33 protein-coding genes are annotated in these 26,594 nt (G+C 42.0%); 2 read left to right on the forward strand and 31 right to left on the reverse strand.

Features of this window, described 5'->3' with window-relative positions; genetic code table 11:
- Positions 1 to 65: 65 nt before the first annotated feature.
- The 8 genes from secG to ybeY are packed head-to-tail and all read right to left on the reverse strand — an operon-like array spanning position 66 to position 4,941.
- Positions 66 to 299 carry a preprotein translocase subunit SecG gene (gene secG, locus STO1_RS05735; RefSeq protein WP_000282517.1) on the reverse strand — a complete coding sequence of 78 codons (234 nt, stop codon included), beginning with the start codon at positions 297 to 299 and terminating at the stop codon, positions 66 to 68.
- Between the two features lie 39 nt (positions 300 to 338).
- Positions 339 to 488, reverse strand: coding sequence for a 50S ribosomal protein L33 (rpmG, locus tag STO1_RS05740; RefSeq protein WP_007519517.1), 150 nt, complete (start codon positions 486 to 488; stop codon positions 339 to 341).
- Positions 488 to 1,687 carry a multidrug efflux MFS transporter PmrA gene (locus STO1_RS05745; RefSeq protein ID WP_033605679.1) on the reverse strand — a complete coding sequence of 400 codons (1,200 nt, stop codon included), beginning with the start codon at positions 1,685 to 1,687 and terminating at the stop codon, positions 488 to 490. The genes rpmG and STO1_RS05745 overlap by 1 nt, the downstream gene beginning before the upstream one ends.
- Positions 1,674 to 2,279, reverse strand: coding sequence for a dephospho-CoA kinase (gene coaE, locus STO1_RS05750; protein ID WP_033605680.1), 606 nt, complete (start codon positions 2,277 to 2,279; stop codon positions 1,674 to 1,676). Before coaE ends, STO1_RS05745 begins: the two co-directional genes overlap by 14 nt.
- The gene (gene mutM / locus STO1_RS05755; RefSeq protein WP_096422380.1) at positions 2,279 to 3,103 is read right to left on the reverse strand and encodes a DNA-formamidopyrimidine glycosylase; all 825 of its coding nucleotides are present in this window, start codon (positions 3,101 to 3,103) and stop codon (positions 2,279 to 2,281) included. The genes coaE and mutM overlap by 1 nt, the downstream gene beginning before the upstream one ends.
- A 48-nt stretch (positions 3,104 to 3,151) precedes the next feature.
- Entirely contained in the window at positions 3,152 to 4,051 is a 900-nt protein-coding gene (gene era, locus STO1_RS05760) for a GTPase Era (RefSeq protein WP_096422382.1), read from the reverse strand.
- A 16-nt stretch (positions 4,052 to 4,067) separates the two neighbouring features.
- A complete protein-coding gene (locus STO1_RS05765) occupies positions 4,068 to 4,463 on the reverse strand; it encodes a diacylglycerol kinase family protein (protein ID WP_084938560.1) in 396 nt (131 codons plus the stop codon).
- Entirely contained in the window at positions 4,444 to 4,941 is a 498-nt protein-coding gene (ybeY, locus tag STO1_RS05770; RefSeq protein ID WP_084938561.1) for an rRNA maturation RNase YbeY, read from the reverse strand. The genes STO1_RS05765 and ybeY overlap by 20 nt, the downstream gene beginning before the upstream one ends.
- A 104-nt stretch (positions 4,942 to 5,045) precedes the next feature.
- Here ybeY and pavA point away from each other — a divergent pair, with 104 nt between their 5' ends.
- Positions 5,046 to 6,701 (forward strand): Rqc2 family fibronectin-binding protein PavA, encoded by a 1,656-nt coding sequence (gene pavA, locus STO1_RS05775; protein ID WP_096422384.1) that lies wholly within the window; start codon positions 5,046 to 5,048, stop codon positions 6,699 to 6,701.
- A gap of 199 nt (positions 6,702 to 6,900) precedes the next feature.
- Here pavA and STO1_RS05780 read toward each other — a convergent pair whose 3' ends face one another.
- The 11 genes from STO1_RS05780 to STO1_RS05830 form a co-directional block, all read right to left on the reverse strand.
- Complete coding sequence (locus tag STO1_RS05780; protein ID WP_096422386.1) at positions 6,901 to 7,632, reverse strand: NAD-dependent protein deacylase; 732 nt, start codon at positions 7,630 to 7,632, stop codon at positions 6,901 to 6,903.
- Positions 7,633 to 7,785: 153 nt separating this feature from the next.
- Positions 7,786 to 8,496: a purine-nucleoside phosphorylase gene (gene deoD / locus STO1_RS05785; RefSeq protein ID WP_007521620.1), complete on the reverse strand. Its 711-nt coding sequence runs from the start codon at positions 8,494 to 8,496 to the stop codon at positions 7,786 to 7,788.
- A 209-nt stretch (positions 8,497 to 8,705) separates the two neighbouring features.
- Positions 8,706 to 9,416, reverse strand: coding sequence for a glutamine amidotransferase-related protein (locus tag STO1_RS05790; RefSeq protein WP_045616969.1), 711 nt, complete (start codon positions 9,414 to 9,416; stop codon positions 8,706 to 8,708).
- On the reverse strand, positions 9,413 to 10,648 hold the full coding sequence (locus STO1_RS05795) for a chloride channel protein (RefSeq protein ID WP_000647567.1): 1,236 nt from the start codon (positions 10,646 to 10,648) through the stop codon (positions 9,413 to 9,415). The genes STO1_RS05790 and STO1_RS05795 overlap by 4 nt, the downstream gene beginning before the upstream one ends.
- A gap of 4 nt (positions 10,649 to 10,652) precedes the next feature.
- On the reverse strand, positions 10,653 to 11,462 hold the full coding sequence (locus STO1_RS05800; RefSeq protein ID WP_033584080.1) for a purine-nucleoside phosphorylase: 810 nt from the start codon (positions 11,460 to 11,462) through the stop codon (positions 10,653 to 10,655).
- Positions 11,459 to 12,019, reverse strand: coding sequence for a DUF1697 domain-containing protein (locus STO1_RS05805; RefSeq protein WP_096422388.1), 561 nt, complete (start codon positions 12,017 to 12,019; stop codon positions 11,459 to 11,461). Before STO1_RS05805 ends, STO1_RS05800 begins: the two co-directional genes overlap by 4 nt.
- Position 12,020: 1 nt before the next feature.
- Positions 12,021 to 13,232 carry a phosphopentomutase gene (locus STO1_RS05810; RefSeq protein WP_000033118.1) on the reverse strand — a complete coding sequence of 404 codons (1,212 nt, stop codon included), beginning with the start codon at positions 13,230 to 13,232 and terminating at the stop codon, positions 12,021 to 12,023.
- A 23-nt stretch (positions 13,233 to 13,255) separates the two neighbouring features.
- Positions 13,256 to 13,939: a ribose-5-phosphate isomerase RpiA gene (gene rpiA / locus STO1_RS05815; protein WP_096422390.1), complete on the reverse strand. Its 684-nt coding sequence runs from the start codon at positions 13,937 to 13,939 to the stop codon at positions 13,256 to 13,258.
- A gap of 105 nt (positions 13,940 to 14,044) precedes the next feature.
- Positions 14,045 to 14,974, reverse strand: a complete 930-nt coding sequence (locus tag STO1_RS05820) for a peptidase U32 family protein (protein ID WP_096422392.1) — start codon at positions 14,972 to 14,974, stop codon at positions 14,045 to 14,047.
- Between the two features lie 126 nt (positions 14,975 to 15,100).
- Positions 15,101 to 15,781 (reverse strand): ABC transporter ATP-binding protein, encoded by a 681-nt coding sequence (locus tag STO1_RS05825; protein WP_096422394.1) that lies wholly within the window; start codon positions 15,779 to 15,781, stop codon positions 15,101 to 15,103.
- 13 nt (positions 15,782 to 15,794) lie between these two features.
- The gene (locus STO1_RS05830; RefSeq protein ID WP_096422396.1) at positions 15,795 to 16,850 is read right to left on the reverse strand and encodes an ABC transporter permease; all 1,056 of its coding nucleotides are present in this window, start codon (positions 16,848 to 16,850) and stop codon (positions 15,795 to 15,797) included.
- 377 nt (positions 16,851 to 17,227) lie between these two features.
- On the opposite strand from STO1_RS05830, the gene STO1_RS05835 reads away from it, so the two are divergent.
- A complete protein-coding gene (locus STO1_RS05835; RefSeq protein ID WP_007521610.1) occupies positions 17,228 to 17,512 on the forward strand; it encodes a DUF3270 domain-containing protein in 285 nt (94 codons plus the stop codon).
- A gap of 63 nt (positions 17,513 to 17,575) precedes the next feature.
- Here STO1_RS05835 and STO1_RS05840 read toward each other — a convergent pair whose 3' ends face one another.
- The 12 genes from STO1_RS05840 to STO1_RS05895 form a co-directional block, all read right to left on the reverse strand.
- Complete coding sequence (locus STO1_RS05840; RefSeq protein ID WP_007521609.1) at positions 17,576 to 18,913, reverse strand: sensor histidine kinase; 1,338 nt, start codon at positions 18,911 to 18,913, stop codon at positions 17,576 to 17,578.
- Positions 18,903 to 19,577, reverse strand: coding sequence for a two-component system response regulator CiaR (gene ciaR / locus STO1_RS05845; protein ID WP_000590630.1), 675 nt, complete (start codon positions 19,575 to 19,577; stop codon positions 18,903 to 18,905). The genes STO1_RS05840 and ciaR overlap by 11 nt, the downstream gene beginning before the upstream one ends.
- Positions 19,578 to 19,686: 109 nt before the next feature.
- Positions 19,687 to 22,233: a M1 family metallopeptidase gene (locus STO1_RS05850; RefSeq protein WP_096422398.1), complete on the reverse strand. Its 2,547-nt coding sequence runs from the start codon at positions 22,231 to 22,233 to the stop codon at positions 19,687 to 19,689.
- 121 nt (positions 22,234 to 22,354) lie between these two features.
- Positions 22,355 to 22,795, reverse strand: a complete 441-nt coding sequence (locus STO1_RS05855) for an ASCH domain-containing protein (RefSeq protein ID WP_061588106.1) — start codon at positions 22,793 to 22,795, stop codon at positions 22,355 to 22,357.
- Positions 22,792 to 23,289, reverse strand: coding sequence for an NUDIX hydrolase (locus STO1_RS05860; RefSeq protein WP_007521606.1), 498 nt, complete (start codon positions 23,287 to 23,289; stop codon positions 22,792 to 22,794). Before STO1_RS05860 ends, STO1_RS05855 begins: the two co-directional genes overlap by 4 nt.
- A 39-nt stretch (positions 23,290 to 23,328) precedes the next feature.
- Positions 23,329 to 23,934 carry a DUF6707 family protein gene (locus STO1_RS05865; protein ID WP_096422400.1) on the reverse strand — a complete coding sequence of 202 codons (606 nt, stop codon included), beginning with the start codon at positions 23,932 to 23,934 and terminating at the stop codon, positions 23,329 to 23,331.
- A 51-nt stretch (positions 23,935 to 23,985) separates the two neighbouring features.
- Positions 23,986 to 24,357 (reverse strand): Imm51 family immunity protein, encoded by a 372-nt coding sequence (locus STO1_RS05870; protein WP_007521602.1) that lies wholly within the window; start codon positions 24,355 to 24,357, stop codon positions 23,986 to 23,988.
- A 52-nt stretch (positions 24,358 to 24,409) separates the two neighbouring features.
- Positions 24,410 to 24,748 carry a DUF7716 domain-containing protein gene (locus STO1_RS05875; RefSeq protein ID WP_007521599.1) on the reverse strand — a complete coding sequence of 113 codons (339 nt, stop codon included), beginning with the start codon at positions 24,746 to 24,748 and terminating at the stop codon, positions 24,410 to 24,412.
- Positions 24,749 to 24,767: 19 nt separating this feature from the next.
- Complete coding sequence (locus tag STO1_RS05880) at positions 24,768 to 25,187, reverse strand: SMI1/KNR4 family protein (RefSeq protein ID WP_061588103.1); 420 nt, start codon at positions 25,185 to 25,187, stop codon at positions 24,768 to 24,770.
- Positions 25,188 to 25,205: 18 nt separating this feature from the next.
- On the reverse strand, positions 25,206 to 25,541 hold the full coding sequence (locus tag STO1_RS05885) for a hypothetical protein (RefSeq protein WP_045616953.1): 336 nt from the start codon (positions 25,539 to 25,541) through the stop codon (positions 25,206 to 25,208).
- A gap of 36 nt (positions 25,542 to 25,577) precedes the next feature.
- The gene (locus STO1_RS05890; RefSeq protein ID WP_007521593.1) at positions 25,578 to 26,276 is read right to left on the reverse strand and encodes a 3-oxoacyl-ACP reductase; all 699 of its coding nucleotides are present in this window, start codon (positions 26,274 to 26,276) and stop codon (positions 25,578 to 25,580) included.
- Positions 26,269 to 26,505 carry a DUF2829 domain-containing protein gene (locus STO1_RS05895; protein ID WP_000141913.1) on the reverse strand — a complete coding sequence of 79 codons (237 nt, stop codon included), beginning with the start codon at positions 26,503 to 26,505 and terminating at the stop codon, positions 26,269 to 26,271. The genes STO1_RS05890 and STO1_RS05895 overlap by 8 nt, the downstream gene beginning before the upstream one ends.
- Positions 26,506 to 26,594 lie beyond the last annotated feature (89 nt).

The raw sequence follows: 26,594 nt of genomic DNA on the forward strand, positions 1-26,594 counted from the left end.
TGAGTGATAACTTTCTAAGTGTCATTTAAAATAAAAATAGGCTAAGACCTAGTCTCGCCCATTTCTTATCTACTTGATAATACCGTCAATGCTAAGGCAATGGCTAGCCAGAAAAAGACTAAAATACCTGTCAAACGTTGCATCACAGCTTCAAAACCACGCGCCTTACTACGTTCAAACAAATCACCTGAGCTGGCATCAAATACATTGCTGGATTGGTTCTTAGTTGGTTGCATGAAAATCGCAATCACAATCACAACAGATAATACTAATAAAATGGTTAACAATAGGTTATACATATCAAACTCCTTAAAATCCCTATTATTTTACCATAAAATCTACTTAGATTCAAGATGTAGGGTTACTTTTCTTTCCTTGGGACAATACTTTAACACCTCAATCTTGTCTGGATGAGTTTTGGAGTTCTTACTGGTTAGATAATTCATGCTGCCACAAGAGGAGCACTTGAGATTGATTTTTACTCGCACTAGATTTCCTTTACTTTTAATAACGATCTAAATTGCACTAAGTTACATAAACAACTGAAAGCCACACAAGCTGCTGTCGCATAAAAGACAGCATGGTAGCCCAAATATCCTGCAACTGCGGATCCCGCCATAGGTCCGATCACTCCACCAAGGTAAAAAAAGACTTGGTTGAAGGCGAAAATCCTTGAAATACCTGATTTTGGAGTCATTTTGCTAAGAAGGGCATTGACTCCTGGTATGAGAGCTCCCGTTCCCAAACCAAAGAGAAAACGATACAAGCCAAGTTGAAGGGGGCTGGTTGCATGGGCACAAAGAAGGTAAATGATGACGGAATAAATCTGCGCTGCAACTAACAATCTATGATTCCCTACCTTATCGCCAAGTTTTCCTAGAATTCCTGCACTCATCATGCTAGAAAATCCCATGCTAGATACGATCAATCCTGATACAAAGAGAAGATTCTCAGTCTGCCCTAAGTCCCGCACATAGAGAGCTAGAATGGGACCAATTGATTGAGCTGAAAATTGAATGACAAAGCTAGTCAAAAATAGATTCACTAAAAGCCTAGGATACTTGAAAGAAGAAAATACTTCTTTCGTTGGGATAGCCTTCTCCTTAGCCACTGGCTGAAAATCTTCCTTGATAAAGAAAATGGTTAGGATTGCAGCTAAAAATAAGAAAGCACCTACCAATAAAAAGACATTACGAATGCCAAAAATTTCAGCAATAAAGCCTCCAACAAAGGGACCCGTCAGTGTTCCTGCAACAACACCTGTAGATAGAGTTCCCAGAGCCGCTCCCGACTTATCTTTAGGTACCTGACTGGCAATCAAGGCCGTTGCATTGGGGACAAAACCAGTAAATACACCATTGAGCAAGCGCAGAAAGAGTAGCCAATAGATATTTGGCACGAAGGCCAAACCTCCCATCGTAATGGTCATGGCAAGACCCGCTCGAATCATCATGGGTTTTCGACCATATTTGTCAGCAAGAATACCCCAGATGGGAGAAACTAGAGCTGCTGAAACAGCCGAAACTGAGATGGCTAATCCAGCATAGAAAGCAACTTGGTCTCCTTCAATTCCCAACTGCTCTACAAAGATAGGCATGAAAGGGACGGCCAAGGAAATACTAGCTCCCGTTAAAAAGCTACCGAACCAGGCGACACGAAGATTCTCTTTCCAACTAATCTCTTGCACAGCTATCGCCTCCTTCAAGTAACTTCACTACTTGAGTCACAAGCTGATCGCGACTGCCATTATTATCTAATATATGGCTCGCCAATTTTTTCTTTTTTTCTAAAGACCACTGGGTTGCCAGACGGGACTCTGCTACTTCCTTAGAAAGATAATCCCGTTTCATGAAACGTTCCACCTGAACATCACGGTTCACATAGACCAGCCATGTTTCATCAAACCAGGCACTGTAGTCCTGTTCAAAAAGCAGGGGAATATCCATGAAAAAAATCGTTTCTGTCTGGGCTAACTGTTCTCTCAGTGCAGCCAATTCCTCACGAATAATCTCTCCTTGAGTTATCCTAGACCATTCACGTTCTTCAGGATTTGAAAAGATGAGACTAGCTAGGAGAGAGCGATTGAGTTCTCCATTTTCAAGGATGATTTCCTGCCCAAAGTGCTGAACTAAGAGCTGATAAAGACGACCACCAGGTTTTTGTAGCTGGTGGACGACTGCGTCAGCATCCACCACTTGAAAGCCTTGTTCTCTTAGGAAATTTGTCACAGTTGACTTACCAGAAGCAATTCCTCCTGTAATTCCAATGATTTTTCCCATCAGCCCCTCCTTTGACACTGAGGACAAAAATGAGTTCCCCGTCCACCGAGCTGGAATTTCTCAATCACTGTCCCACAGCGCGAACATGCTTGTCCAGTCTTATCATAGACCTGATGGAAGTCCTGCATGGTTCCGTCTTCCCCAAAGGCATTGGTATAGGTCCGAATGGTGGAACCGCCCTTTTCGACTGCCTGTCCCAAAACAGCAATGGTCTGGTCATGAATAGCTGTCGCTTCTTCTGCTGTCAAAGTCTGGGAAGGTCTTGCTGGATGAATCTGAGCTCGCCAGAGAACCTCATCCACATAGATATTGCCAAGGCCAGCTACCAAGGTCTGGTCTAGGAGATGGGATTTGATAGGCTTTTTGGACTTAGCTAGGGCAGCTTGAAAGACCTGTAAATCAAAGTCTTCTTCGCTTGGTTCAGGCCCTAGTTTTTTAGATACAAAGTAGGCATCCAAAAGGTCGGGTGCCAATAGTTCCATAGTACCAAACTTGCGTACATCCTCATAAACAAGCGTCCCACCATCCTCAAACTGGAAGAAAACATGGGCATGCTTGCGTTCAGGAACCTGATCCGGATAGTAAAAATACTTGCCCTCCATCCGCAGATGGGAAATCAAGACTTTGTCTGTTAGGTAAAAAAGTAGATATTTTCCACGGCGTCCCATTGACTCGATAATCTGACCAGGCAATTCCCTTTGAAACTCTTCCAAATCTGTCTTAATCATCTTGGGATAACGAATTTCTATACTCGAAATCTTCTTTCCCAAAATCAATTTTTCTAAGCCACGACGAACCGTTTCAACCTCTGGTAATTCAGGCATAAGTCCTCCTTCTGTAAAAACAAGAAGCAGGCATGAGCCCACCTCTACTTAGTATTCTTTTTCATTATAGCCAAAGTCAGCCAAATCTAGCTTTTTATCACGCCAGTTTTTCTTGACCTTGACCCAGGTTTCTAGGAAAACCTTGTCCCCTAGCATGAGTTCGATATCACGACGAGCCATACTACCAATTTTCTTAAGCATAGCGCCACCTTTTCCGATGATAATCCCTTTTTGACTATCGCGCTCGACCATGATGGTTGCACGGATATGAACCTTGTCTGTCTCTTCGTCCCGCTTCATAGAGTCAACCACTACAGCAACTGAATGAGGAATCTCTTCTCGAGTTAGGTGCAAGACTTTCTCACGAATCATTTCTGAAACCAAGAAACGCTCAGGGTGGTCAGTGATTTGATCAGCTGGGAAATACTGGAAACCTTCCTCCAGATTTTCACTCAAAATATCCACCAGACGAGATACGTTATTTCCCTGAAGGGCTGAAATAGGAACAATTTCCTTAAAGTCCATCTGGTTACGGAAATCATCAATCTGAGCCAAGAGCTGATCTGGGTGGACCTTGTCAATCTTATTCACCACCAGAATCACAGGAACCTTGGCAGCCTTGAGACGCTCGATAATCATGTCGTCGCCCTTACCACGTGGCTCATCAGCTGGCACCATGAAGAGAACAGTATCCACTTCACGAAGGGTGCTGTAGGCAGATTCCACCATAAAATCGCCAAGGGCTGTTTTAGGCTTGTGAATTCCTGGTGTGTCAATAAAGACGATTTGCTCCTTATCCGTGGTGTAAATCCCCATGATTTTATTGCGCGTTGTCTGCGCCTTGTCACTCATAATGGCAATCTTTTGCCCCATGACGTGATTTAAAAAGGTTGACTTCCCAACATTGGGACGCCCTAAAATGGCTACAAAGCCTGATTTAAATGTCATAATTTCCTCTTATAGTTTAAAATAGTATATCCCAAATGCGTGGGATAAAGATAAGTGCACCAATCACCGCAGCAAGAAGGGAAACCACAAGTACGGCACCAGCCGCCATGTCCTTGGCTTTCTTCGCTAACATAGAAAAGTGATAGTGACTGGCTAAATCCACCACATTTTCAATAGCAGAGTTAATAATCTCAAAGGCTACTACCAAGAAAATGCTCACTAGGAGAAAGAGCCATTCGATTCGTGACACCTGAAAAACAAAACCTGCAAGGATGACTACTAGAGCCGTCACTGCATGTTTTCGCATATTGCGTTCTTCCTTGAAAGCAGTCAGAATTCCTGTAAGGGCAAATTCTAAACTGGATATCAGGTCACGATTTTTCCATTTTCGTTTATTGTCTTGTGAGTCCATAGGCTGTTAAAATTTCTTCTTGTAAACCGAACATCTCCGCTTCTTCTTCCGGAGTGTAGTGATCATAGCCGTTAATGTGTAAAAAGCCGTGTACTGCCAAGAAGCCCATCTCACGCTCAAAGCTGTGGCCGTATTCCTCAGCCTGCTCATGCGCTTTATCGATAGAGATGAACAGTTCCCCAATGTAGGCATCAAACTCAGACATCATCTCTGCTAATTCAGGATTTTCAAGCAAATCTTCTTCATCAAAGGCAATGTTCAACTCTGGTTTATACTCAAGGCTGATGACATCTGTCGGACGGTCCGTGTCACGGTACTCGAGATTGAGTTCATGGCTACGCTCATTGGTCACAAAAGTAACTGCCATCTCCTTGTCTTCTTTTTCTATTTTTTGGGCTGCAAATTCCAAAATTTCTTGGGTTTGTTGCAAGATTTCTTGTGAAACTTGGCCAGTTTCATCTACCATTTCAATATACATGTACTTCTCGATTCTCTTTACTTGGCTTTATTATACCATATTTCCATGATTTTATTCTACCTTTTTGATATAATACTATGGAATACAATCACAAGGAGAGAACGATGTCATTTGACGGATTTTTTTTACACCACATGGTTGAGGAATTACGAAGCGAGTTGGTCAATGGTCGCATTCAGAAAATCAATCAGCCTTTTGAACAAGAGTTGGTCTTGCAAATCCGCAGCAATCGCCAAAGCCATCGTCTGCTCCTCTCTGCTCATCCCGTTTTTGGTCGCATCCAGTTGACCCAAACGACCTTTGAAAATCCAGCCCAACCTTCCACTTTTATCATGGTTTTGAGAAAGTATTTGCAGGGTGCCCTGATTGAGTCAATTGAGCAAATCGAAAATGACCGTATTGTGGAAATCACCGTCTCCAATAAAAACGAGATAGGAGATCATATCCAGGCGACTCTCATTATCGAAATTATGGGCAAACACAGCAATATCCTTCTAGTAGATAAAAGCAGTCATAAGATTCTCGAAGTGATCAAACACGTCGGCTTTTCACAAAATAGCTACCGCACCTTACTGCCAGGCTCAAGCTATATCGCTCCACCAAGTACCGAGTCTCTCAATCCTTTCACTGTCAAGGATGAAAAACTCTTTGAAATCTTGCAAACCAATGAACTAACTGCAAAAAATCTTCAAAGCCTCTTTCAAGGTCTAGGACGTGATACAGCAAACGAACTGGAAAGACTCCTGGTTCGTGATAAGCTTTCTACCTTCCGTCACTTTTTCGAACAAGAAACCAAGCCATGCTTGACTGAGACTTCCTTCAGTCCAGTTCCTTTTGCAAATCGTATAGGAGAGCCTTTTGCCAGTCTTTCTGATCTTCTAGATATCTACTACAAAGATAAGGCAGAGCGCGATCGCGTCAAACAGCAAGCCAGTGAACTCATTCGCCGTGTTGAAAATGAATTGCAAAAAAATCGCCACAAACTCAAAAAACAAGAAAAAGAATTACTGGCAACGGACAACGCTGAGGAATTTCGCCAAAAAGGAGAATTACTGACAACCTTCCTCCACCAAGTTCCCAATGACCAAGACCAGGTTATCTTGGATAACTACTACACGAATCAACCTGTTACCATAACGCTTGATAAGGCCCTGACTCCCAGCCAGAATGCCCAGCGCTACTTTAAACGCTACCAAAAGCTCAAAGAAGCTGTTAAATACCTGACTGAGTTGATTGAAGAAACCAAGGCAACTATTCTCTATCTGGAAAGTGTGGAAACTGTTCTCAATCAAGCTGGACTAGAGGAAATCACTGAAATACGTGAAGAATTGATCCAAACAGGCTTTATCCGTAGAAGACAGCGAGAGAAAATCCATAAGCGCAAAAAACCAGAGCAGTATCTAGCAAGCGATGGCAAAACCATCATTTATGTCGGTCGAAACAACTTGCAAAATGAAGAACTAACCTTTAAAATGGCTCGCAAGGAAGAACTTTGGTTCCACGCCAAGGACATTCCTGGCAGCCACGTCGTCATCTCAGGCAACCTCAACCCTTCTGACGAAGTCAAGACAGACGCTGCAGAACTTGCTGCATATTTCTCTAAAGGACGCTTGTCGAACTTGGTTCAAGTGGATATGATTGAGGTCAAAAAACTCAACAAACCAACTGGTGGAAAACCTGGCTTTGTGACCTATACAGGACAAAAGACCCTCCGTGTCACACCAGACCCAGAAAAAATCGCATCCATGAAAAAATCCTGATTTCACTTGAAATCAGGATTTTCTATTACAAATTTAGTCTGCAATCAAGGTTTCCAATCCAACCTTCATCATATTGGTGAAGGTGTTTTGATTTTCTCAGCCAGTTTTTAACAAGTCTCAAAGAGCGAGATAGTGATCAAAAACTGAGATATCTTCCTCTTTCAAGTAACATGGTTTTGTTACTATCTTCTAAAATTCTTTATTGTCTCAATTTCGAAAATACTTCTCCTATCTTGCCTTCAATGACCAATGTAGCTTGGCTGTCTTGTGGAGTACTGGTTTTATTGATAAGGACCAGATTTGTCCCAGAAAAATAGTTTACTAGGCTAGCTGCAGGATAAACAACCAAGGAAGTCCCACCAATAATCAGCAAGTCTGCTTGCCGAATTGCTTGTGCAGCTTGACTAAAAACATCCATGTCAAGTGATTCTTCATACAAGGTCACGTCAGGCTTGACCACCTTGCCACAGTATAGGCAGTGGGGAACAGGTCCCTCGAGGGCCAGAAAACCAGTTAAGTTATAGAAACGTTGGCAACCTAGGCAGTAATTGCGGTCCGCACTCCCATGCAATTTAAAGACCTTTTGGGAGCCAGCCATTTCATGAAGACTATCGATATTTTGTGTCACAACAGCCTTTAGCTTACCTGTCTTTTCCAAAGCAGCCAGATAAGTGTGAGCAGCATTAGGCTTTGCTTCTGGATAAATCAGGTATTTCTTATAAAAGTCAAAAAAATCTTCTGGATAGCGCTCAAACATGGTCCGAGAAACGAGTTGCTCTGCCGTAAAATGACGGCCTAACTGATGACTATAAACACCATCTGAACTACGAAAATCTGGGATATTAGACTCGGTTGACACTCCTGCCCCTCCGAAAAAGACTATTCTGTGGCTTTTATCAATCAAATCTTGTAATAGTTCTATTTTATCCATCACATCTCTCCTTAAGCTGGGTTCTAAAAAAGTTGAAAATCAATAGTTCCAGCAATCTGATTTTCAACTCTTCCTTTATCATTACTGATATATTTGAGATTAAAGCATTTGAATCAATCTTAGAAATAACCTTATCTCAAAGTAATACGATGTTTAGTCTGCAATCAAGGTTTCCAATCCAACCTTCATCATATCGGTGAAGGTGTTTTGGCGTTCTTCAGCTGTTGTGTCTTCTTCTGGATTGACCAAACTATCAGAAATGGTCATGATAGCAAGTGCATCAACGTGGTGTTGGGCAGCAAGATAGTAAAGAGCTGCTGCTTCCATTTCCACAGCCTTGACTCCCCATTTACCAAGCTCGATGTTCTTTTCAAAGTAGTTTGAGTAAAAGACATCTGATGACAAAACGTTCCCAACGTGGGTGGTCATACCAAGTTCTTTGGCGATATGATAGGCCTTATCCAGCAAATCAAAGCTAGCGATTTGTGGGAAATCGTACTGTGGCCAGTCATTACGGATGATGTTTGAGTTAGTCGCAGCAGCTTGCGCCAAGACCAATTCACGGACATGGACATCCTCGTTTAAGGAACCAGCAGTTCCGACACGGATCAATTTTTTCACTCCGTAGTCCACAATCAACTCACGCGCATAGATAGAAATTGATGGCATTCCCATACCAGTTCCCATGACAGATACATGGTGACCCTTGTAAGTCCCAGTGTAACCAAACATGTTACGCACTTCGTTAAAACATACAGCGTCTTCAAGGAAATTCTCAGCAATAAATTTCGCACGAAGAGGATCCCCAGGAAGAAGAATTTTATCAGCAATTTCACCTTGCTTAGCAGCAATATGGATAGACATAGTTAAGATATAAAGGGCGACAGAGAACAAAGTAAAAATAGGAAACTGACGACGCATCGCAGATGCTAGACAGTTTATCTTTTTTACATAGTTCTCCGCCCGTATTCAGTTCAGCAAATACGGTTTACCCATCCTTTCTTTTATTGTTGTTATGAAAAGTTTTCCGCTCGTGTTCAAATAAAAACACACGCTCTGCCTTTCTTTTTTATTTAGTTTGTTAATGAATCCAAAAATGCGTACAATTTTGCATTCATTTCTTGATAATCGTAAGCACGAATAGCTTCAGGTTTTTCGACAAATGGCAATTGTTTACTTTGCTCTTCCAAAGCAGCTGCTCCATCAGCCGCAATCAAGAGATCGACTGCTTCTGGATCGAATTCCAAGTGGGCTTGGAAGGCATAGTGCTTGGGAGAAAAACGGACAATCTGACGTGGACAACCTCGACTGGTCGCAAGGACAACGGCATCATCCGTCAATCCCGGCATATCACCATGCCAGTGACCAGAATCAAAGCTGGCGCCAAACAAGCTGACATGCGGATCCGCCAATCCTTCAGGCGTTAAATCCACAGGATACACTCCAATTTCCCGCTCTGGACTGTGTTCATACTCCGCGCCATAAGCAACAGACAGGAGCTGCGCACCCAGACAGACACCAACGATGTAGCAATCCGCCTTCATTGCTTTTTGAATAAGTTTAATCTCAGCTTGCGGATCATAGTAAGGGAAGGTTGCGCGATCCTCATCTGGTGATTGTGGTCCTCCCATGACAATCAAAAAATCGATCTCATCCACTGTCTCAAGTAGAGCTTCTCGCTCGTAGACCTTGGACATCGTCACCTGATGACCACGCTCCTGCGCCCACTTTAGATAAGCACCCGGTACTTCAAAAGTTTCGTGCAAGACAAAATGCACTCTCATCGTTTATTCTCCCATCTATTTTGAATCACATAAGACATACTAGCAGCTAGTGCTAGTGGTAGAATCAAAGCCCAGCTCTGTCCTGTAAAACCAAGACTTAGGGCAATGGCAGTCAAGGGAGCTTGTAAGGTCGTCCCTAAAAAGACGGTCGCTCCAAGCAACATTCCTAGAGCAGGATCTAGGTGAATGCCAACGACTGTCAAAAGCAAACTCGCTAAGTAGCCAGATCCAATCCCCAAGGCAAATGACGGTGTCAAGGTCCCTCCGTAAGCCCCATTTCGTAAGAGGAGATAGGTTAGGAACCCTTTTACGGCCAAGGTCAAGGCTAGACTAGAAAGTGGCTGGCCTGATAAGAGGGTTTGGGCTAGAACCTGTCCATTTCCCATAAAAATCGGGTAAAAGATCACAATGCCAGCGAACACCACAAATGCTAAAGGCAGAGCCAAAAGAATGGTCCAATCCTTCCGCCGTTTGCGACTAGCCCGATTGGCTAGAAAACGAAAGGCCAGTGCCAAAGGAGTAAGCAATAGAGCCACTATGACAGCCTGGATAAAACTACTGGCTGACCAATGAACTGGCGACATATGATATATAGCACCATGTCCAACGATTGGCTGGGCAATCCAAGTCGCCAAATAAGAACTAGACAAGACCAGTAAGATATTTTTCCAGTGATAGGCCAACCCTAATGTCTCAAATACAAACAAGCTACTTGCAAAGGGAACCTGATAAACCGCAGCCAAACCTGCTCCAGCTCCACAAGCAATCAAAACTCTTCGCTCTTTGATCGTCAAGGACAAGACTTTCCCCAAACGACCAGCTAGAAGAGCCCCAACCTCACGTGGGGCTCCTTCTTTTCCGACCGAAGCGCCAGCTCCAACAATCGCAACCTGCATAGTTGCATGAAGGAGGTGGGCTAGGGGCGCTGGATCTCTATCTCCAACCAGGTCGATTTGCCTGCGAATAGAGAGAATTTTATAACGCTCTTGTAGAATATACCAAAAACCAGCTGCCAAAGTCCCTGTCACACATAAGACAAGAAATCTACGAAGTCCTCCAGCTTCTTGAAATTGCTGGAGCAGATCAGATCTCTCTTGGCCAAAAGCCAACATTTGCACGCCTTCTAGCAGATAATGACAGGCAATTCCGACTAGACCCGTACCTACTCCCAAAGCAAGAGTTGCAAAAAGCAAACGCCATTCGTAGGGCAGTCTTTGGAGTCGTGCTTTCATCATCTTACAATTCAGCAAGAATAGCTTTCAGCAAACCTTTGAAATCACCCTTGACACGTTCAGTCACTTCCACAACTTCTTCGTGGTTGAGTTCTTCTTGGAAACCAGCCGCAAAGTTAGTAATACATGAAATTCCTAGAACTTTCAAGCCAGAGTGGGCTGCCACGATAACTTCAGGAACAGTAGACATACCAACTGCATCTGCTCCAAGGGTCTTATAGGCACGAATCTCTGCTGGTGTTTCATAAGTTGGACCAGTTACACCGATATAGACACCTTCATCAAGCTTGATACCAAGTTTTTTAGCTACTTGATGAGCTACAGCACGGTATTCAGGTGTGTAAGCTTTAGACATATCAGGGAAACGAGGACCGAAATCATCCAAGTTTTCACCCATCAACGGATTTTGACCCGTAAAGTTGATATGGTCTGAGATAGCCATCAAAGTACCAGGACCATAACCAATACCTCCTGCAGCATTGGTTACAATGACACCTTCGCATCCGAGAACTTTCATCACACGTACTGGGAAAGTCACGACTTCCAGAGGATTTCCTTCGTAGAAATGGAAACGACCTTGAAGAGCCAAGACCTTGCGACCTGCAAGTTCTCCATATACCAATTTACCAGCGTGACCGACTACTGTCGAACGGCCCCAGTTTGGAATATCTGCATAGTCTACTACAACTGGATTTCCAATTTCTTCTGCCAATTCTCCAAGACCTGATCCAAGGATTAAACCAAATTCAGGCGCTTTGATTCCTTTATCTTTCAGAAAAGCAGCTGTTTCCTTGATTTTATCTAAGAATGTCATTCTGTGTCTCCTTTATTATTTTTTAGCATTTGACCGATTTTGTCAAAGGTTTTTGCGTTGCGAATGGTGATGTTGCGATAGAAAGGCATCTTGAGCAAGTACTTGTGATAAGCAGTCTTAGAGTAGGATTCTTCAGAGAATTTTCCCCAGAAAATACCAAGTTTTCCAAAATGAACGACTTCATCTTCCAGTACCAAGCTATCCACTTTCTCAATGACTTGAGCCACATCCAAGCCCTCTGTGTAGAAGAGCACATCTTTTCTAGCCAGGTCTTTGGTCCACCAATCTGGCAGATTCTCCAGCTCTGCTTCATAATCTTCCTGACTCAGCAAAGAAAAACTCTGAATAAATGGATAATGGGCTTCAAAGAAAGCCTCTAACTTTTCAACCAATTGAGATTTTGAGTCTGTCGAAGTAAAGAAAACATTGCCACTGTTGATGTAGGTTTCAACATTTTCCAGCCCCAACTCTGTCAGTTCTTGACGAAGTTGCGCCATGACAACCTTATTTTTCCCACCGACATTAATGCCTCGTACCAGTAAAGCATACCGCGTCATCTTATACCAATTTATCTAAGAAACTTTCCCCAATCATAGCAGTTTCCACACCAAAGTTATCGGCAACAGTCGCTGAGATATCTGCGAAATGTCCAACTGGAATGACACCATTTCCTTTAAAGGCAGGACTGTAAGCCAAAAGTGGGATATATTCACGAGTGTGGTCAGTTCCAGCATAGGTTGGGTCATTTCCATGGTCCGCAGTAATCAAGAGAAGGTCATTCTCTCTCATGGCTGCGATAATTTCAGGCAAGCGTTCATCGAACTCATGCAAGCAATCACGGTAACCATGAGCATTGCGACGGTGGCCGTAAAGGGCATCAAAGTCAACCAAGTTTGTGAAGGAGAATCCTTTTTCAAACTCAGCAAGCCCCATAGTCTTCAATAGTGTATCAATTCCATGGCTATTTGACTTGTTGTGTCCCATGTCATGATTGATTCCTGCCCCATTAAAGATATCGTTGATTTTACCAACAGCATAAGTATCGATACCTGCTTCATTGAGTTTATCGAGAACAGTTGGAGCAAATGGTGAAACTGCCAAGTCACGACGATTTGCAGTACGAGTGAAGTTACCTGGCTCACCTACATAAGGACGGGCAATGATGCGGCCTAGAAGGGCTGGGCGCTCAAGGGTGATCGAACGAGCGTATTCACAGATACGGTACAATTCATCCAAAGGAATGATGTCTTCGTGGGCAGCAATTTGCAAGACTGGGTCAGCTGAAGTATAGATAATCAACTCCCCAGTTTCCATTTGACGTGGTCCAAAGTCATCGATAACAGCTGTTCCTGAGTACGGTTTGTTGGCTTCACGAATGACCTTGCGTCCTGAGAATTCTTCGATTTTCGTCAAAATTTCTTCTGGGAATCCGTTCCAGAAAGTATCGAAAGGTTCCGTAATGTTAAGTCCCATGATTTCCCAGTGTCCAGTCATAGTATCCTTACCAAGGGATACTTCTTCCAATTTTGTTGCATACCCTGTTGGATTGCTTTCAGCTGGTACAGTCTTAAGAGGAGTTTCACGTGGAATATTTCCTAGACCGATTTTGGCCATATTTGGCACATTCAAACCAACTGTTTTTGAAATGTGCCCCAGTGTGTCAGAAGCTCCATCTGGAACCCCTGCATTGACAAAGTTATTAGCATCTGGTGCTGCACCGATTCCTACAGAATCCAATACCACCAAGTGAATACGATTAAATTTTGACATAGTATGTCTCCTTATTACTTTGATTAGTTTGCTTTTGTTGAAGTTAAAACCTGAACTCCTTCTCGTCCAGCTACGATGACCTTATCCACCATTTGATTGAATAAACCGTGCTCTACAACACCAACGACATGGTCCAATTCTTGCCCAAAGGCAATTGGATCTTCAATGACATCCAAGGCTAGGTCAATGATAAAATTCTGCATATCGGTTACAAAACGCTGACCGTCTTTTTCACGAAAACTTGGTTTGTAGCCAGCTCGCTCAAAACGACGAAAAACTTGTTCTGCGCCATACCGAACCACTTCCACAGGCAATTTAAAAGCACCTAGTTTGTCTACCAGTTTGCTTTCATCCACCACCCAAATGTATTCTTTTGATGGTGTCGCTACAACCTTCTCCATGAGAAGGGCACCCCCACCACCTTTGATTCCATTAAACTGGCTATCCACTTCATCTGCTCCATCGACTGTCAGATCGACAAAGTCTACTTGGTCAATAGACTTGAGCGGAATATTGAGTCCTTCTGCCTGTTTACTGGTCACACTAGAAGTCGTTACAGCTGTAATCTGTAATCCTTCTTCCTTAGTCCGACGACCTATCTCTTCTACGAAATAGTAGGCAGTTGATCCAGTCCCCAGTCCGACAACCATACCATCGTTGACAAACTCAGCAGCCTTGATTCCTGCCATTTTTTTCAGATTTTCCACTTTAACACCTCCAATATAGAGCTACATTTATTATAACATGTATCCGTTTTTATTTCATGAATACACTTGAAAAACCCGAACATTTTTATTTCGGGTTTTTGTGACCTATTTAACCATATCAGGATCGTAGTCATAAAATCCTGTATCAAGGAAACGATTTTTTGGATGGAGCTTGCGCACTTCTTCGTCTAGCAAGAAGGCTTGATCATGGCTGAATTTGCCCTCTTGGATCAAACTGCGAGCTTGGATAAAGAGTTTAGCAATCTCAACAAAGTTCTGACCTGGAGTATAGAGTCCTTCTAACTTCCAATGGGTAAAACCATGCTCCACCAATTCTGTCAATTTGGTCATCAAATCAAGGTCATTGTTGGCAAAGATATGGGTACCATGATTGTCTTCAAATATAGAGTAATGACTCTCTGGGTCACTTGGTTCTGCCAAGAAGAGGTCACGTTTACGCGTCTTTTCATCATCGATATGCGTAAAGTTATAGTAGTTTTGCAAGAGCGGACGCTTAGAATGGTGAATGACACTAGCTCCATAAACCAACACTTCAGCAGGAATTTCCAAAATCTCTGGCATCTTGAAGAGCTCAGCAGATGGAATTTCACGTGCCAAGACAGCCTCAGATGCGCCAGCCTTTTGACTCCAGAAGTTAATCTGACGGCTACTTGTCACCATGGTTGAAGCATCGTAGATGGTCTTAAAGGAATAGTCATCACGGTTGACCACGTAAAAGACACCCGCATCTCCTACTGTGATGTAATCTGTCTTGATTTCTTCCAAGAAGTCTAGGAAGGGCTTGATACGGTCCATCATATCTTGGTGCATGAGGGCATTAACCGCAACAATCAATTCTTTGCCTGCTTCATGAACGAGCTTAGCGATGGTGCGTAAGTCTTCATAACTAAAGGTTGTTGGCAGACGAAGACCAAAATCTTTCTCACCGACATAGATACGGTCTACGCCAGCTTCAAGTAGTTGTTCAACTTGTTCAATACTTTCAGCAGTTGCTGTAATGATAATCTTTTCCATAAGGAAAATTATACCACAATTCTCAGAAATCAGCTATGAATACTAAGAGTTTTATAAAAAGTCAAAGTCATTTTTAAAGTTTTCATTCAAAAAGTGGACAGTAACCAGTACCGTCCACTTTCTTTTTTATGCATGTGTTTCTTCAACTAGGTGGCCATCATTCATAACATAGATACGATCAACCTTATCAAGAAGACGAGTATCATGCGTAATCATAACAACTCCTCTACCTTGTTCATGGGCAATAGCAGCCAGCATCTCCGTTACTTGGTAAGCACGCTCGGTGTCTAGACTGGCTGTCGGCTCATCTGCAAGCACAATGCTTGGATTGTTATAGAGCGCTCTAGCAATCGCGGCACGTTGACGTTCGCCACCCGATAGAGCTTTGGGATAATGATTTTGAACTTTTTCCAAATCCAACAAGTCAAAGAGCTCTTTTCGGTCACTTTTGCTATTTTTTCCCTTATCCAGTTTGTCAATCAAATCCAGCTGTTCCTTGACCGTTAGAAAAGGAATTAAGTTTGAAGCCTGGAGAATGAAACCAAACTCTCTAAAACGGAGATCTGTTTTTTCTTTCTCCGTCAAACTGCCTGTTTCCTTCCCTTTGACCAGAATCTTTCCACTCGAAGCTTCCTGTAGTTGTCCTAGAGTTGTTAGAAAGGTCGTCTTTCCAGAACCTGAAGGCCCAACAATAGCTACGAACTCTCCCGCATTTAGCTGAAAATTCGTCTCATGCAGGGCTACAACTTTCATCTTTCCTTCCCCGTAGGTTTTTGTAACTTGAGTCATTTCAATCAATGCTGTCATACTATTCTCCTTATCACTCTGCAATCGCAGTAATCGGGTCCACCTTTAGCAAGCGTGGAAGTGAAATGACACCACCTAGAAGGGCCATCAAGGAAATTACCAAGCTTAGGACGGAGTAAGCTATCCAACTTGGATAGAAAAAGAAGGTAGCTGGTAAGACTAAAATCACTCCTCCGATAGCTAGCAAGGCTAGAGCAATTCCCATACCAGACAAAAGGAAGATTTGACAGAAAAGGGACCATACAATGATTTTGATCTGTATTCCTTGAGCTCGCATTATTCCATAAAGTCCAAGTTTTTGGATGGTAATGATATAAACAAAAATCCCCACAATCAAGCCTGTGATAACAATCATAGCAAGAATCATTCCTGAAAATACATTCACCTGAGGTGTGTAACCAGGAATTTTCGAAATCATTTTTGGAATGGAAATCTGTTTCAGTCTGTCTCCAGCCACTTCTATATCATTTTTCAATACCAAGGCAGAGACGGAACGATTGGCTTTCAAGGTTCCTTGTAAGGTCCAATAAGTTGTCAGACTCGTAAAGACAACAGGCTCGGTGAAAAATTTATTTCCTTGAGTCAAGCCTACAATCTTGTAACTTGTCTCACTTCCATTGAGCTGAATGGCATCACCTAGCCTAATCCCATAATTCTCAAAGGACTGATCCACGACAACCTCATCATTCCCTTCAGGATAACGGCCCTCAATCAGACTCGGAGAGATAAAAGAGTCCCACTCTTGAGCAAAGATGGAAACATTGACCTTTTCACTATCATCGACTAGATTAGTCACAGCGAACATATAGCCCAGGGGAGCAGCCTCTTTAGAACTCTTCTCCTTGTAGTCCTTTTCAGGAATAAAAGATGCCGTCAAATTATCATTTGCGTAGTCAGATAAAACCACACCCGTCGCTTGCCAGTTATCAATAGCGGCTCGGTTGTTACGTACAAGACCAAGAGCTAAACTGGTCATAAAAAAGACCATAAAAGCGATAAGAAAAATGGTAGTGAGAATCAAACTATATCGAAGTTTGTTTCGTAATAATTCTTTGATAGCAAGATACATGCTTATCTCCTTTAACTTTTCCCCAGAGGTAGCAAAATGCTACCCAGTCCAATAGACAGCATCTCTGTCTTATCATCCATTCAAAACAACTCCTACCTCTTTTACAAAGAATCACGGTAGCAACTCAACAAATTATCTTAGGAAAAGCACTTGCTTGCTATCAATTTATATAAGTTATCCCTTCCTCAGTATATTTATAATAGAGAAGGTCAGGTCATCTGTTTCAAGTGTAACATCCATGCTATCACTTTCCCTAGTGGGTGTCAAGAAAAGCAACTTAGAAGATGATATAAGACTTTAGTAGTTTTGTAACAATTCTGTAATAATTCTCTACATAAAAAATGATAAAATAGTTATGTACTGTTAAGGAGAGAATTATGCCCGCAAGAAAATTAGAAGCCTATGAGTTTGAACAAACTCCCGAATCGAATCAAGCTCCGCTTTATCAAGATTATACACCAGAAGCCCCAGTCGGCCCTAACCTAAAAGAGATTTTATTTTTTGTAAATATTGCTTGTTTTTGTATTTTTATGGTACTTTTTAGCTTTATCTTTTTAGCTTTAAAATTAAATACAGCTTTATCATTTATTGCTGCTATGGGGGCAAGCTTGACACTCCTCCAACTCCAACGAAAGATTATTAAACGAAAAATTTCAAAATAAAGGTTGGTACCACTACCAACCTCTTTTCTAGTTAACAAAAAAGACAGTTTTAAAACTGTCTTTTTATTTATTCTTACGTTTGGGAGGAGATTGAATAGCAATCTTAACTTCAAAAATTGTTCCTCTAGGCTTGTTATCTTTAACGGTAATCGTTCCTCGTAAGGCATCTACGATCTGCTTGGCCAAAGATAGTCCCAGACCAAACCCACCTTTCTGACGGGTTCTCGCCTTGTCTACACGGTAAAAACGGTCAAAGATTTTCTTCTTATCGGCAGCTGAGATCCCAATTCCATTATCCGTTACGGATAGATAGAGGTGGCGATCCGTAGCATGGACCACAAACTCAATCTTTCCATCTTCTTCGGTATACTTGATGGCATTATCAAACAAGATGGTCATGAGCTGTTTTAGGAGCAACTGATCGGTCATGAATGGACGATAAATTCGATTTTCATAGTTGAAAACACGATCATTTTCAGAAGCAATCAACTCATAGTTGGCAAAGGTTGTTTTAAAGAATTGTGGAGAAACTTCTGCTATTTCTGGTTTGATTCCATCATCTCGACGTGCAAGGTTGAGAAGATTGGTCGTGAGGAAGCGCATATTGCGAACTTCTTCAAGACTAGAAGCAATGCTTTCGCTGGATTCCATAATCGTTGCCTCTGGTTTTCGAAAGAGAGTCTCTAAACGATTTTGTAAAACGGCCAAAGGCGTTCTCAGTTCGTGACTCGCATTTTCAACAAAGGACTTCTGCTTTTGCATACTTTCCAGCAGAGGTTTGACACTGACACGTGCCAGGTAAACACTGGCAATTAAAGACAGGAGCCAGAAACTAGCCATAACTACAACAATTAAATGCTCGTGGTTTTGGCTGATTTGCTCAAGCTGGCTGGTATTGATTAAAACCGCCGCATATTTGACATTACTTGAAACAGTGGATGAATTGGTTTCCATCAAGACCATTCGGTAGGTTTCTTCCTGACCATAGCTATTGACAACTTGGATTTGGCGAATGTGATTCAACTCTTTCTTGTCCAGCTTGATCTTGTCCAAGCCTAAAAAGCGATTGCCCAGTAAGAGTTGGTTAAAATCCTTATCAAAAAGCAAAACTTCTGTATTAGAGCTAACATTGGTCTTGATTTCAGCCTTGCTGGCATCCGCTGTTGCGGGTTGAATATCCTTGACCTCTTCGGTGGCCCGATTCAGGGCTAACTGGATAACCGCTTGAGGACTACTACTAAGGGCTTGTAGTTTTTCATCTACAGAGGTGTAGAGACTCGAGTGCATGACCTGAAGGATAATCAAGGTCATAGCAGAGAAAATCAGGGTGAACACTCCGAAGTTTCGAATGAAATAGCTGAAATCATCCGCATACCATGTTTTTTTTAGTTTATTGAACATCTTTTAATATATACCCGACACTACGCAAGGTTTGAAGATTTTCAGCAAAGGCTGTCCCCTTCAATTTCTTACGAACTTTTGAAACATAGACTTCTACAACGGAAATCGTCGTATCGCTATCAAATCCCCATAGACGGTCAAAAATTTGCGTCTTAGGAAGAATAACATTTTGATTTTGAAGGAAATAAACCAATAACTCAAACTCTTTTCCGAGTAGTTCCACAGGCGTGTCTTCCACCTTAACCTCATTCGTTGAAAGGTTGACGACAATATCCCCATAGGTCAAGGTGTTTTCGTTAAACTTACCTGAACGTTTGAGAAGGGCTTGGATCCGCATTTTGAGTTCTTCTAGATAGAAAGGTTTGGTGAGGTAGTCATCCGCACCCAATTCAAATCCATGACCCTTGTCATCCAAACTTTCCTTAGCGGTCATGATAAGGACAGGGGTTGTAATTCCTTTTTCACGTAATTCTTTCAAGACTTGGAAGCCATTTTTTTCAGGTAACATGAGGTCAAGCAGAATCAAGTCATAGACGCCACTTTCAGCTTCGTAGAGACCTTCTTCTCCATCAAAGACCTGCATGACATCTGCAAAATCATCTAAAAAGTCAAATACTGAGTTTGACAGACCTAGGTCATCTTCTACTAATAAGATTTTTATCATCAGAAACTCCTCCTTATTATGATTATTATACCAAAATTGCCTTAAAAAAAACTCAACTCTCTCTTCTTTTCAGATAGAAAGTTGAGTTTTTGTTTACATTTTGAACGAATTAAGCTTTGGCATATTGGGCTACAACAGTTTCGACTGCTGCTTTCTCACGCTTAATCAAGTCAACACGCGCTGCGATATCCTTGATTCCCATACGGATGTTTCGGCTAAGAGCAAGGTCAGAGAGTTGTGGTTCAAAGAATTCCTTGTACTCTGCCAAGCGTTGCTCTGTCTTAAATACATGGGCAGGTAGGATAACAAAGCTATCAAAGCTCATGTCCCCACCAAGAGCTGCCTTGATCCAATCCCAGTTTTCACGCGCCCATACCCAAACAGTTTCTTGAGTTGTTTGATGATCTAGGAACTGGTAATACCAAGCAGACAAGTCTTGTGGTTTCACCACAAATTTATCTTTCCATGAGCCGATCAAGGTTTGGATATTGTCCGCATCTGTACTGTATGCAAGAGCTCCTGCCAACTGGCGTTTGAAGACCGCATCCGTCGCATGAGTGTAGAGGTCCAGATAAGTTGCGACCAAGTCCTTAGTCTCATGGTGTTTCATTTCATTGATGAGCACTTGAGCACGAATTGCTGCTGGAAGTCCTGCAAGATTTTCCTTGTGAGCTGCAAAGATTTGACTAGCGACTTGACTAGCTTCTGCATCATTTGAGCGAATCATCATAGAAACAGCCAACTGACGAACCAATTCGTCTTCATCCGATTCACCATCTTTGGCTTCAAAACCAAGACGGGCATAGTTATGACGAGCCAATTTAGCAACCAGACGGTTAAAGGCTTTCTCAGTTTCTGTTCCTTCATCAATAAAGCGCTCAAGGGCAGAAATCACTTGAGAAACAGCTGAAACCACCAGATAAGACTCTTCCTTAGCAAGTTTATCAAGGACTGGAAGCAAGTCTGCATAAGAAATGTGTCCTGCTTCAGCAAGTAAACGACGTTCTTGGACGATTTGCAGTTTGCTTGTGTTATCTAGTGTCTCTAGCTCAGCAAGAACAGCTTCTAACAAGTCTCCTTGATAGTCTGTAATGTAGTGGGCAGTATTTTCAGTGTTGAGACGAAGAGCTCCGTCATTTTCAGTAAGAAGAGCTGCGTAGCCAGGGATTTCGATACTTTCAGTTTCGAGTGTATCTGGCAGGCCTTTCCAGTTGCTGTTGAGTGGCACCACCCAGAGACGGTTCTTATCTTCGTGCTCACCGATAAAGAATTGTTTTTGCGAAATCTTCAAGACATCATTTTCAACTTTGACAGTGAGAACTGGGTAACCAGGCTGTTCCAACCAAGAATCCATGAAAGCTGCAACATCACGACCTGAAGCTTGACCAAGGGCATTCCATAGGTCACGACCAATGGTATTTCCATATTGGTGCTTTTCAAAGTAGGCATGCAAACCTTTAGCAAAATCAGCATCGCCGAGCCAACGACGAAGCATGTGCATGAGACGGCTTCCTTTGGCATAGACGATAGCTCCGTCAAAGAGAGTATTGATTTCATCCGGGTGTTTGACTTCAACGTGAACAGACTGAACGCCATCAGTCGCATCGCGTTTAAGTGCCGCTGGAACACCACCTGTTTGGAAGTCTTCAAAGATATTCCAAGTTGGCTCAATGGCATCGACACAGACATATTCCATCATGTTAGCAAAGCTTTCATTGAGCCAGAGGTCATCCCACCATTTCATAGTCACGAGGTTACCAAACCATTGGTGAGCCAACTCATGTGCTACAACTAGGGCAACTTGTTGACGGCTGGCAAAGGTTGAGTTCTCATCGACAATCAAGTAAACTTCACGGTAAGTGACAAGACCCCAGTTTTCCATAGCACCTGCTGAGAAGTCAGGAAGGGCGATGTGGAGAGATTGAGGAATTGGATATTTAACTCCGTAGTAATCTTCGTAGAACTCGATTGAGCGAACTGCGATGTCCAAAGAGAAATCAAGGTTAGAAAGTGGATGAGCTTTGGTTGAGTAGACACCTACGAGAGTACCATTCTTCGTTTTAGCGGTTACCCCTTGCAAATCACCAGCGACAAAAGCCAACAAATAAGATGACATGCGAGGTGTTGTCTCAAACTTCCAGATACCTGTTTCCTTACGGTTTTCCACATCGATTTCTGGCATGTTCGACAAGGCCACTTCACCTTCCGCTTGGTCAAAACGTAGAGAAAGGTCAAAAGTTGCTTTAGCTTCTGGCTCATCCACACATGGGAAGGCTTCGCGCGCAAAGTGGCTCTCGAACTGAGTAGACAAGACTTCCTTCTTCACTCCATCAACAGTGTAATAAGAAGGGTAAATCCCTGTCATGTTGTCTGTAATTTTTCCTGAAAAAGCAATGACTAATTCAACTTGACCTGCCTCAGTCAGTTCGATATGAAGGGCTTCATTTTCATGGTCAACAGTAAATGGACGCGCTTGACCCACAACTTCTACAGAAGCGATTCCCAAGTCTTTTTGGTGAAGGGAAATACGGTCGCTCTGCGCTTGACCAGTGATGGTCACCTTACCAGAAAACGTCTTGGTCTCACGACTCAAGTCTAAAAATAAATCATAATGTTCAGGAACAAATTTGCTAATAAAATGTTCAACTGCTTGCATAGTTTTCTCCTATCTAAGTTTAAGAGCTAGAGCTCTTCTTCAAACAAACTTATTATATCATGTTTTGCTTAAGAAAAAAGGATTGGACGGCGATTTCCAAAACTTTCTTCCTTCTAGTAGTCTACTGAGGGTAGACCTTGCGAAATTCTTCTAATACAACCTTACTATCAGGTGTAAAAGTCAGACCTGCTTCTCTCAGCCACTCGACGAAACAGTCCTCATGAACCTGACGCCAATAGGCTAAAGATTTGTCACCTTCCCCTTCCTTGAAGGCATGGTCAGCTGACACTTGATGAAAAGGCTGAACGGAAACCTTTGTAATTTCGATAATACAGACAGCCCGATCTTGACTATCTAAAATGACATCAAAGGTCCCTTCTTGTGGCAGGAGTTCGTTATCAACTGCATAAAGATCATAGGCTGATGCAGTTGCCGTCTTTTCACCTTTTAAAACCAAATCTGCCAAGAGATCGGCTTCCACTCCAAAAGTCCAGGCATCGATTTCATCTCCGATCAAGGGATTGATTTGTTTGTATTTATTCCACATTTCTTGCGGTGTCATTTCTTCTCCTGCTTTTCTTTTACCTTCCAATTCATGTAAGAGGTCTTGTCCAATTCTGGAAATCCTCCTAACTCTGCCTTAACTTTTAATACTAGGGGTGAGGCATTTTCTTCGGTCATCTGCTCGATAGGAAGCCAAATTGCATTTACTGAATCATTACTTCCATCAAGAACTTCATGAGGAAGAGATTTTTGAGAGCTCCCGAAATCGAGCACCACATCATAAAAAGCCATGATATGGTGTACTGCGAAATCTTGCCCTTCTTCTTGAACCAACACATCATAGATTCTAGGGTTTGAATAATCGCTAAGAGCATATCCTGTCTCTTCCAGAACTTCTCTCTTGAGAGTTTCTGTCAACCCCTCACCTAGTTCTTGACTACCACCAGGTAAATCAAAACGATGTTGATAAGGTCCTCTTGTTTTCTCAATGCAAAGCAATTTCCCATTCTCAAGGCAAACGCCATAAACACCAAAGTGTTTTTTGATTTCCATTTCCTACTCTTTCTAACAATCCAAGATTGCTACCTCACCTTATCCTTTAAAAGGAAAGAGGCTATAGATTTCATGCTCCTTGATATACTTCTTTAGTATCTCCATATTCTCTTCGATTTTTGTCTGGATATCTGTCTCTTCACAAGTTGACTCATCAATAAAAAGGTGAATCTTCAATAAATCTGCCAAGTATAGCAGACGACGTTCCATTTCTGATTCAGGACTTAGAGCTTGCTCGATTTTTTCAAGCTTTTGCTCTAAGCTATCGCCATTCAAAAATCTCTGATGAACTCTCCTTCTTATTTTTTGAGTGGATTCCTCCCCTTGTTCTAGCGGAGATAAAAGAAGTTTTTTATAGACAAGTACCTGATTTTCTTTTTCTCTTTCCAGATAGGCCAATAAAACCAGAGAACTGTCAACAAAGGTCCAGGTGTTATGATTCCCTTCAAATGGAACCTGTATGATCCTATCTAATAATTCATTAGCCGTTTCCTCTTGACCATCCAGATAAAGTAAATAGGCCAGATGACTCAGTGATTCGAGATAGCCAGCTTGAGTCTTTTTACGCTTTTTTAAAATTTTATCTATATAGAGATGTAGGTCTGGATGATTTTCCACTAGCTCAACTACTTCTGATAGCTTCATCTGAATTCCTTTCTATTATCTTCTCAAAAATTTTAAAACTATTTTAGTTAATTAATCCAACTCTGCTCTACTGAACAAGTCTTTCATAGCTTCAATATCATCGCAAAACTCTTTAAAACCCTGAGCAAATTTAGACAAGGCATCTACCTTGGAAGAATAGGCACAAAACATACTTCCTTCAGGATCAAAGTCGATAGCATCGCTTAATTCCGGCATTTTTTCCTCCAAAAATACCAAAGCCAAGGATGCCCAATCGTAGCCATTTCCTTCAAATCCCTCCTCTTCTCGAGTGTCAAACACTTCCTGTCTATATTCTCCATCAGGGTAATAAATGAGCGATCCGCGAACATTTTGAGGATCCTCATCATATACAAGCAAGTTAAAGGGGGAAATTTTTTCATTTATGTTTTCGTAATCTATCATTTCTTAACTTCTTTTTATATTGTCAATGGACTGCAACATTCTATGTTTGTAACTAGGGTTCAAATGGCATGAAACTATCGTGCTGATGATAATAATTCAAAGCCTCAACCAAGTCTTGGAGACTTGCATCTGGCTTTTCCTCAAGTGCAACCGAGAGAACATCGAACAACTGCTCTCCATAGTAGACTAGTTGAAGACTTTGCTCCACTACATCCGTCGGGTAGACATCACGGTCTTCTACGACATCCGGATAATCTGATACCAAATAGAGCCTATCTAGTGCTAGCTCTCCATCCTCCTTGCCATAGAGGCAAAAATCATCTGAAGAAGACTCGTCCACGCGCATTTGCTCGATTATCTGCTCTAGTGAAAGTTCTTGGTATTTCCGCATCCCTTCTCCTTTTTTCGTATCACTCTTCAACAAAGGAATTCAAAAAATCCTCAAAAGATGGCCATTGACCATACAACTCAGCTTTTTCTTCTAAAACATAGAAGTAAACCTTTCCATAATCCTCTTCCCTTAAGGAAAGAGCATAGTTGCCAGATCCAGGATCATAGGCAAAATGGAGAAGGTCTATTGCCTTAAATCCTTCAGGCACAACCTCATCGTCAAACCATGTAAGAGAATTTCTCATCTCCCCTACTGAATTAAAGGAATTGAAAGGAAAGAGATGACGGTCATCGTGGACACCTATTACCTGGGGTTGCCCACCGTTGTACTTGAGATAAAAATCCTTCATAGCTTCCGGCAATTTCTTTCCAAGAAACTCCTCAAATTGTAAAAGTTCTTCTTTTGAAATCGGCGAATCTGCATCTAGCACCCTAAACATGATTTCTCCCTCCCATTTTTACAATCCTTCCTCTAAAATCTTGTCAATAAAGTCATAGACGTTTGTAGCAACTTTTTGTATTTCCAAGGAGCCAAAAGCACCCAAGTCATTTTCATAAATGCAATCATCAGCATTTTTCTCGATAAAGCAGGCCAAATCTCCTTCCTGTCCAATCATAAAATAATCTGGCTCTACTTCCTCAATCTGATAAGTCTCATTACGCTCTTGAAGATCCTCCTTAGCATACAAACAGATACCTGTATCTCCAATTTCAAAGGGGTCAATCTCTTTCCACTCCGTTAAAAACTGATAGTAGAGATTGGGCAAGACAAATCCAAATTCATCTCTTTTCATAGTTTACCTCCACATATTTACAGAATAGCAACTATGCTACTTCAAGCTCCATCCTCCATCAATCGTTAGGATTTGTCCCTGCATGGCGCTTGCTTTTCCACTTGCTAAAAAGAGACTAACTTCAGCAATTTCACTTGGCTCAATCCAACGTTTGATGGGTGTCTCACTAGCTACCCAGTCAGCTAGTCCACCTGGCTCAAAGTCAGCTGCGGTCATTCCAGTTTTTACTGCTCCTGGAGCGATACCAAAGACCTGAATCCCAGTTTCAGCATAGTCTAGTGCCAACTGCTTGGTAAAGCCAGCCAGGGCATGCTTAGAGGAAGTATAGGCGTGACCACCACCTCCTGCTAGGCTTGAGGCAATCGAACACATATTGATTATGATTCCTTTTTTATTTTCCAACATTTGTGTCAAATAATGCCGTGTCATCTCAACTGGAGTCACATAGTTGATTTCAAAAATCTCTTGAATTTCCTTCGCTGATTGTTCTAGTAAAGGCTTGTAGTCATCCAACACTCCCGCTGTATTACAAAGAATATCAACTTGAGGACACCAGTCAAAAATTGGTTCCAAGTCAAGAGTTAAATCTCTCTGTAAAAAGTGGAAATCACCCTGTAGGAGTGGATTTTCTCTTTGGTCTACACCATAAACTTGATAGTCATTCTCTAAAAAGAGGCGAACTTGAGCTAGACCGATCCCTGAACTTACTCCCGTAATCAATACACGTTTAGTCATGCACTTCTACCCAATCCGTCGCCAAAACATCACAAGGTGTCGGACTCCACATCGAAAACCCTTCCCCTTCTCCAGACACGTTGATGAGGAAATAAGGTGTCACTTCAAGTGCAACCCCGTTTTGCTCGATGGTATCAAAAAGCTGCACATAGTTTTCAGCCCCTCCCCAACCAGTTCGTACATATTTTTTCTTAGCCTTTAATCCAGGCAAGATTTCTTCAAATGTCATGTTCTTCTCCTTTAATGCTACATTCTTAATTTAATTATAACAAAAAACCGTTTTCCAACGGCTTTTTGACTGTATATCCACTAAATTCT

Source organism: Streptococcus oralis subsp. tigurinus (genome assembly GCF_002356415.1).
In the GTDB taxonomy this organism is placed as follows: domain Bacteria; phylum Bacillota; class Bacilli; order Lactobacillales; family Streptococcaceae; genus Streptococcus; species Streptococcus oralis_F.

Excerpts from the sequence above, each read along its gene's own strand:
- secG (WP_000282517.1), bottom strand. The coding sequence starts at position 299 with ATGTATAACCTATTGTTAACCATTTTATTAGTATTATCTGTTGTGATT.
- coaE (WP_033605680.1), bottom strand. The coding sequence starts at position 2,279 with ATGGGAAAAATCATTGGAATTACAGGAGGAATTGCTTCTGGTAAGTCA.
- mutM (WP_096422380.1), bottom strand. The coding sequence starts at position 3,103 with ATGCCTGAATTACCAGAGGTTGAAACGGTTCGTCGTGGCTTAGAAAAA.
- era (WP_096422382.1), bottom strand. The coding sequence starts at position 4,051 with ATGACATTTAAATCAGGCTTTGTAGCCATTTTAGGGCGTCCCAATGTT.
- STO1_RS05765 (WP_084938560.1), bottom strand. The coding sequence starts at position 4,463 with ATGGACTCACAAGACAATAAACGAAAATGGAAAAATCGTGACCTGATA.
- ybeY (WP_084938561.1), bottom strand. The coding sequence starts at position 4,941 with ATGTATATTGAAATGGTAGATGAAACTGGCCAAGTTTCACAAGAAATC.
- pavA (WP_096422384.1), top strand. The coding sequence starts at position 5,046 with ATGTCATTTGACGGATTTTTTTTACACCACATGGTTGAGGAATTACGA.
- STO1_RS05780 (WP_096422386.1), bottom strand. The coding sequence starts at position 7,632 with ATGGATAAAATAGAACTATTACAAGATTTGATTGATAAAAGCCACAGA.
- deoD (WP_007521620.1), bottom strand. The coding sequence starts at position 8,496 with ATGTCTATCCATATTGCTGCTAAGCAAGGTGAAATTGCTGATAAAATT.
- STO1_RS05790 (WP_045616969.1), bottom strand. The coding sequence starts at position 9,416 with ATGAGAGTGCATTTTGTCTTGCACGAAACTTTTGAAGTACCGGGTGCT.
- STO1_RS05795 (WP_000647567.1), bottom strand. The coding sequence starts at position 10,648 with ATGAAAGCACGACTCCAAAGACTGCCCTACGAATGGCGTTTGCTTTTT.
- STO1_RS05800 (WP_033584080.1), bottom strand. The coding sequence starts at position 11,462 with ATGACATTCTTAGATAAAATCAAGGAAACAGCTGCTTTTCTGAAAGAT.
- STO1_RS05805 (WP_096422388.1), bottom strand. The coding sequence starts at position 12,019 with ATGACGCGGTATGCTTTACTGGTACGAGGCATTAATGTCGGTGGGAAA.
- STO1_RS05810 (WP_000033118.1), bottom strand. The coding sequence starts at position 13,232 with ATGTCAAAATTTAATCGTATTCACTTGGTGGTATTGGATTCTGTAGGA.
- STO1_RS05820 (WP_096422392.1), bottom strand. The coding sequence starts at position 14,974 with ATGGAAAAGATTATCATTACAGCAACTGCTGAAAGTATTGAACAAGTT.
- STO1_RS05825 (WP_096422394.1), bottom strand. The coding sequence starts at position 15,781 with ATGACAGCATTGATTGAAATGACTCAAGTTACAAAAACCTACGGGGAA.
- STO1_RS05830 (WP_096422396.1), bottom strand. The coding sequence starts at position 16,850 with ATGTATCTTGCTATCAAAGAATTATTACGAAACAAACTTCGATATAGT.
- STO1_RS05835 (WP_007521610.1), top strand. The coding sequence starts at position 17,228 with ATGCCCGCAAGAAAATTAGAAGCCTATGAGTTTGAACAAACTCCCGAA.
- STO1_RS05840 (WP_007521609.1), bottom strand. The coding sequence starts at position 18,913 with ATGTTCAATAAACTAAAAAAAACATGGTATGCGGATGATTTCAGCTAT.
- ciaR (WP_000590630.1), bottom strand. The coding sequence starts at position 19,577 with ATGATAAAAATCTTATTAGTAGAAGATGACCTAGGTCTGTCAAACTCA.
- STO1_RS05850 (WP_096422398.1), bottom strand. The coding sequence starts at position 22,233 with ATGCAAGCAGTTGAACATTTTATTAGCAAATTTGTTCCTGAACATTAT.
- STO1_RS05855 (WP_061588106.1), bottom strand. The coding sequence starts at position 22,795 with ATGACACCGCAAGAAATGTGGAATAAATACAAACAAATCAATCCCTTG.
- STO1_RS05860 (WP_007521606.1), bottom strand. The coding sequence starts at position 23,289 with ATGGAAATCAAAAAACACTTTGGTGTTTATGGCGTTTGCCTTGAGAAT.
- STO1_RS05865 (WP_096422400.1), bottom strand. The coding sequence starts at position 23,934 with ATGAAGCTATCAGAAGTAGTTGAGCTAGTGGAAAATCATCCAGACCTA.
- STO1_RS05870 (WP_007521602.1), bottom strand. The coding sequence starts at position 24,357 with ATGATAGATTACGAAAACATAAATGAAAAAATTTCCCCCTTTAACTTG.
- STO1_RS05875 (WP_007521599.1), bottom strand. The coding sequence starts at position 24,748 with ATGCGGAAATACCAAGAACTTTCACTAGAGCAGATAATCGAGCAAATG.
- STO1_RS05880 (WP_061588103.1), bottom strand. The coding sequence starts at position 25,187 with ATGTTTAGGGTGCTAGATGCAGATTCGCCGATTTCAAAAGAAGAACTT.
- STO1_RS05885 (WP_045616953.1), bottom strand. The coding sequence starts at position 25,541 with ATGAAAAGAGATGAATTTGGATTTGTCTTGCCCAATCTCTACTATCAG.
- STO1_RS05890 (WP_007521593.1), bottom strand. The coding sequence starts at position 26,276 with ATGACTAAACGTGTATTGATTACGGGAGTAAGTTCAGGGATCGGTCTA.
- STO1_RS05895 (WP_000141913.1), bottom strand. The coding sequence starts at position 26,505 with ATGACATTTGAAGAAATCTTGCCTGGATTAAAGGCTAAGAAAAAATAT.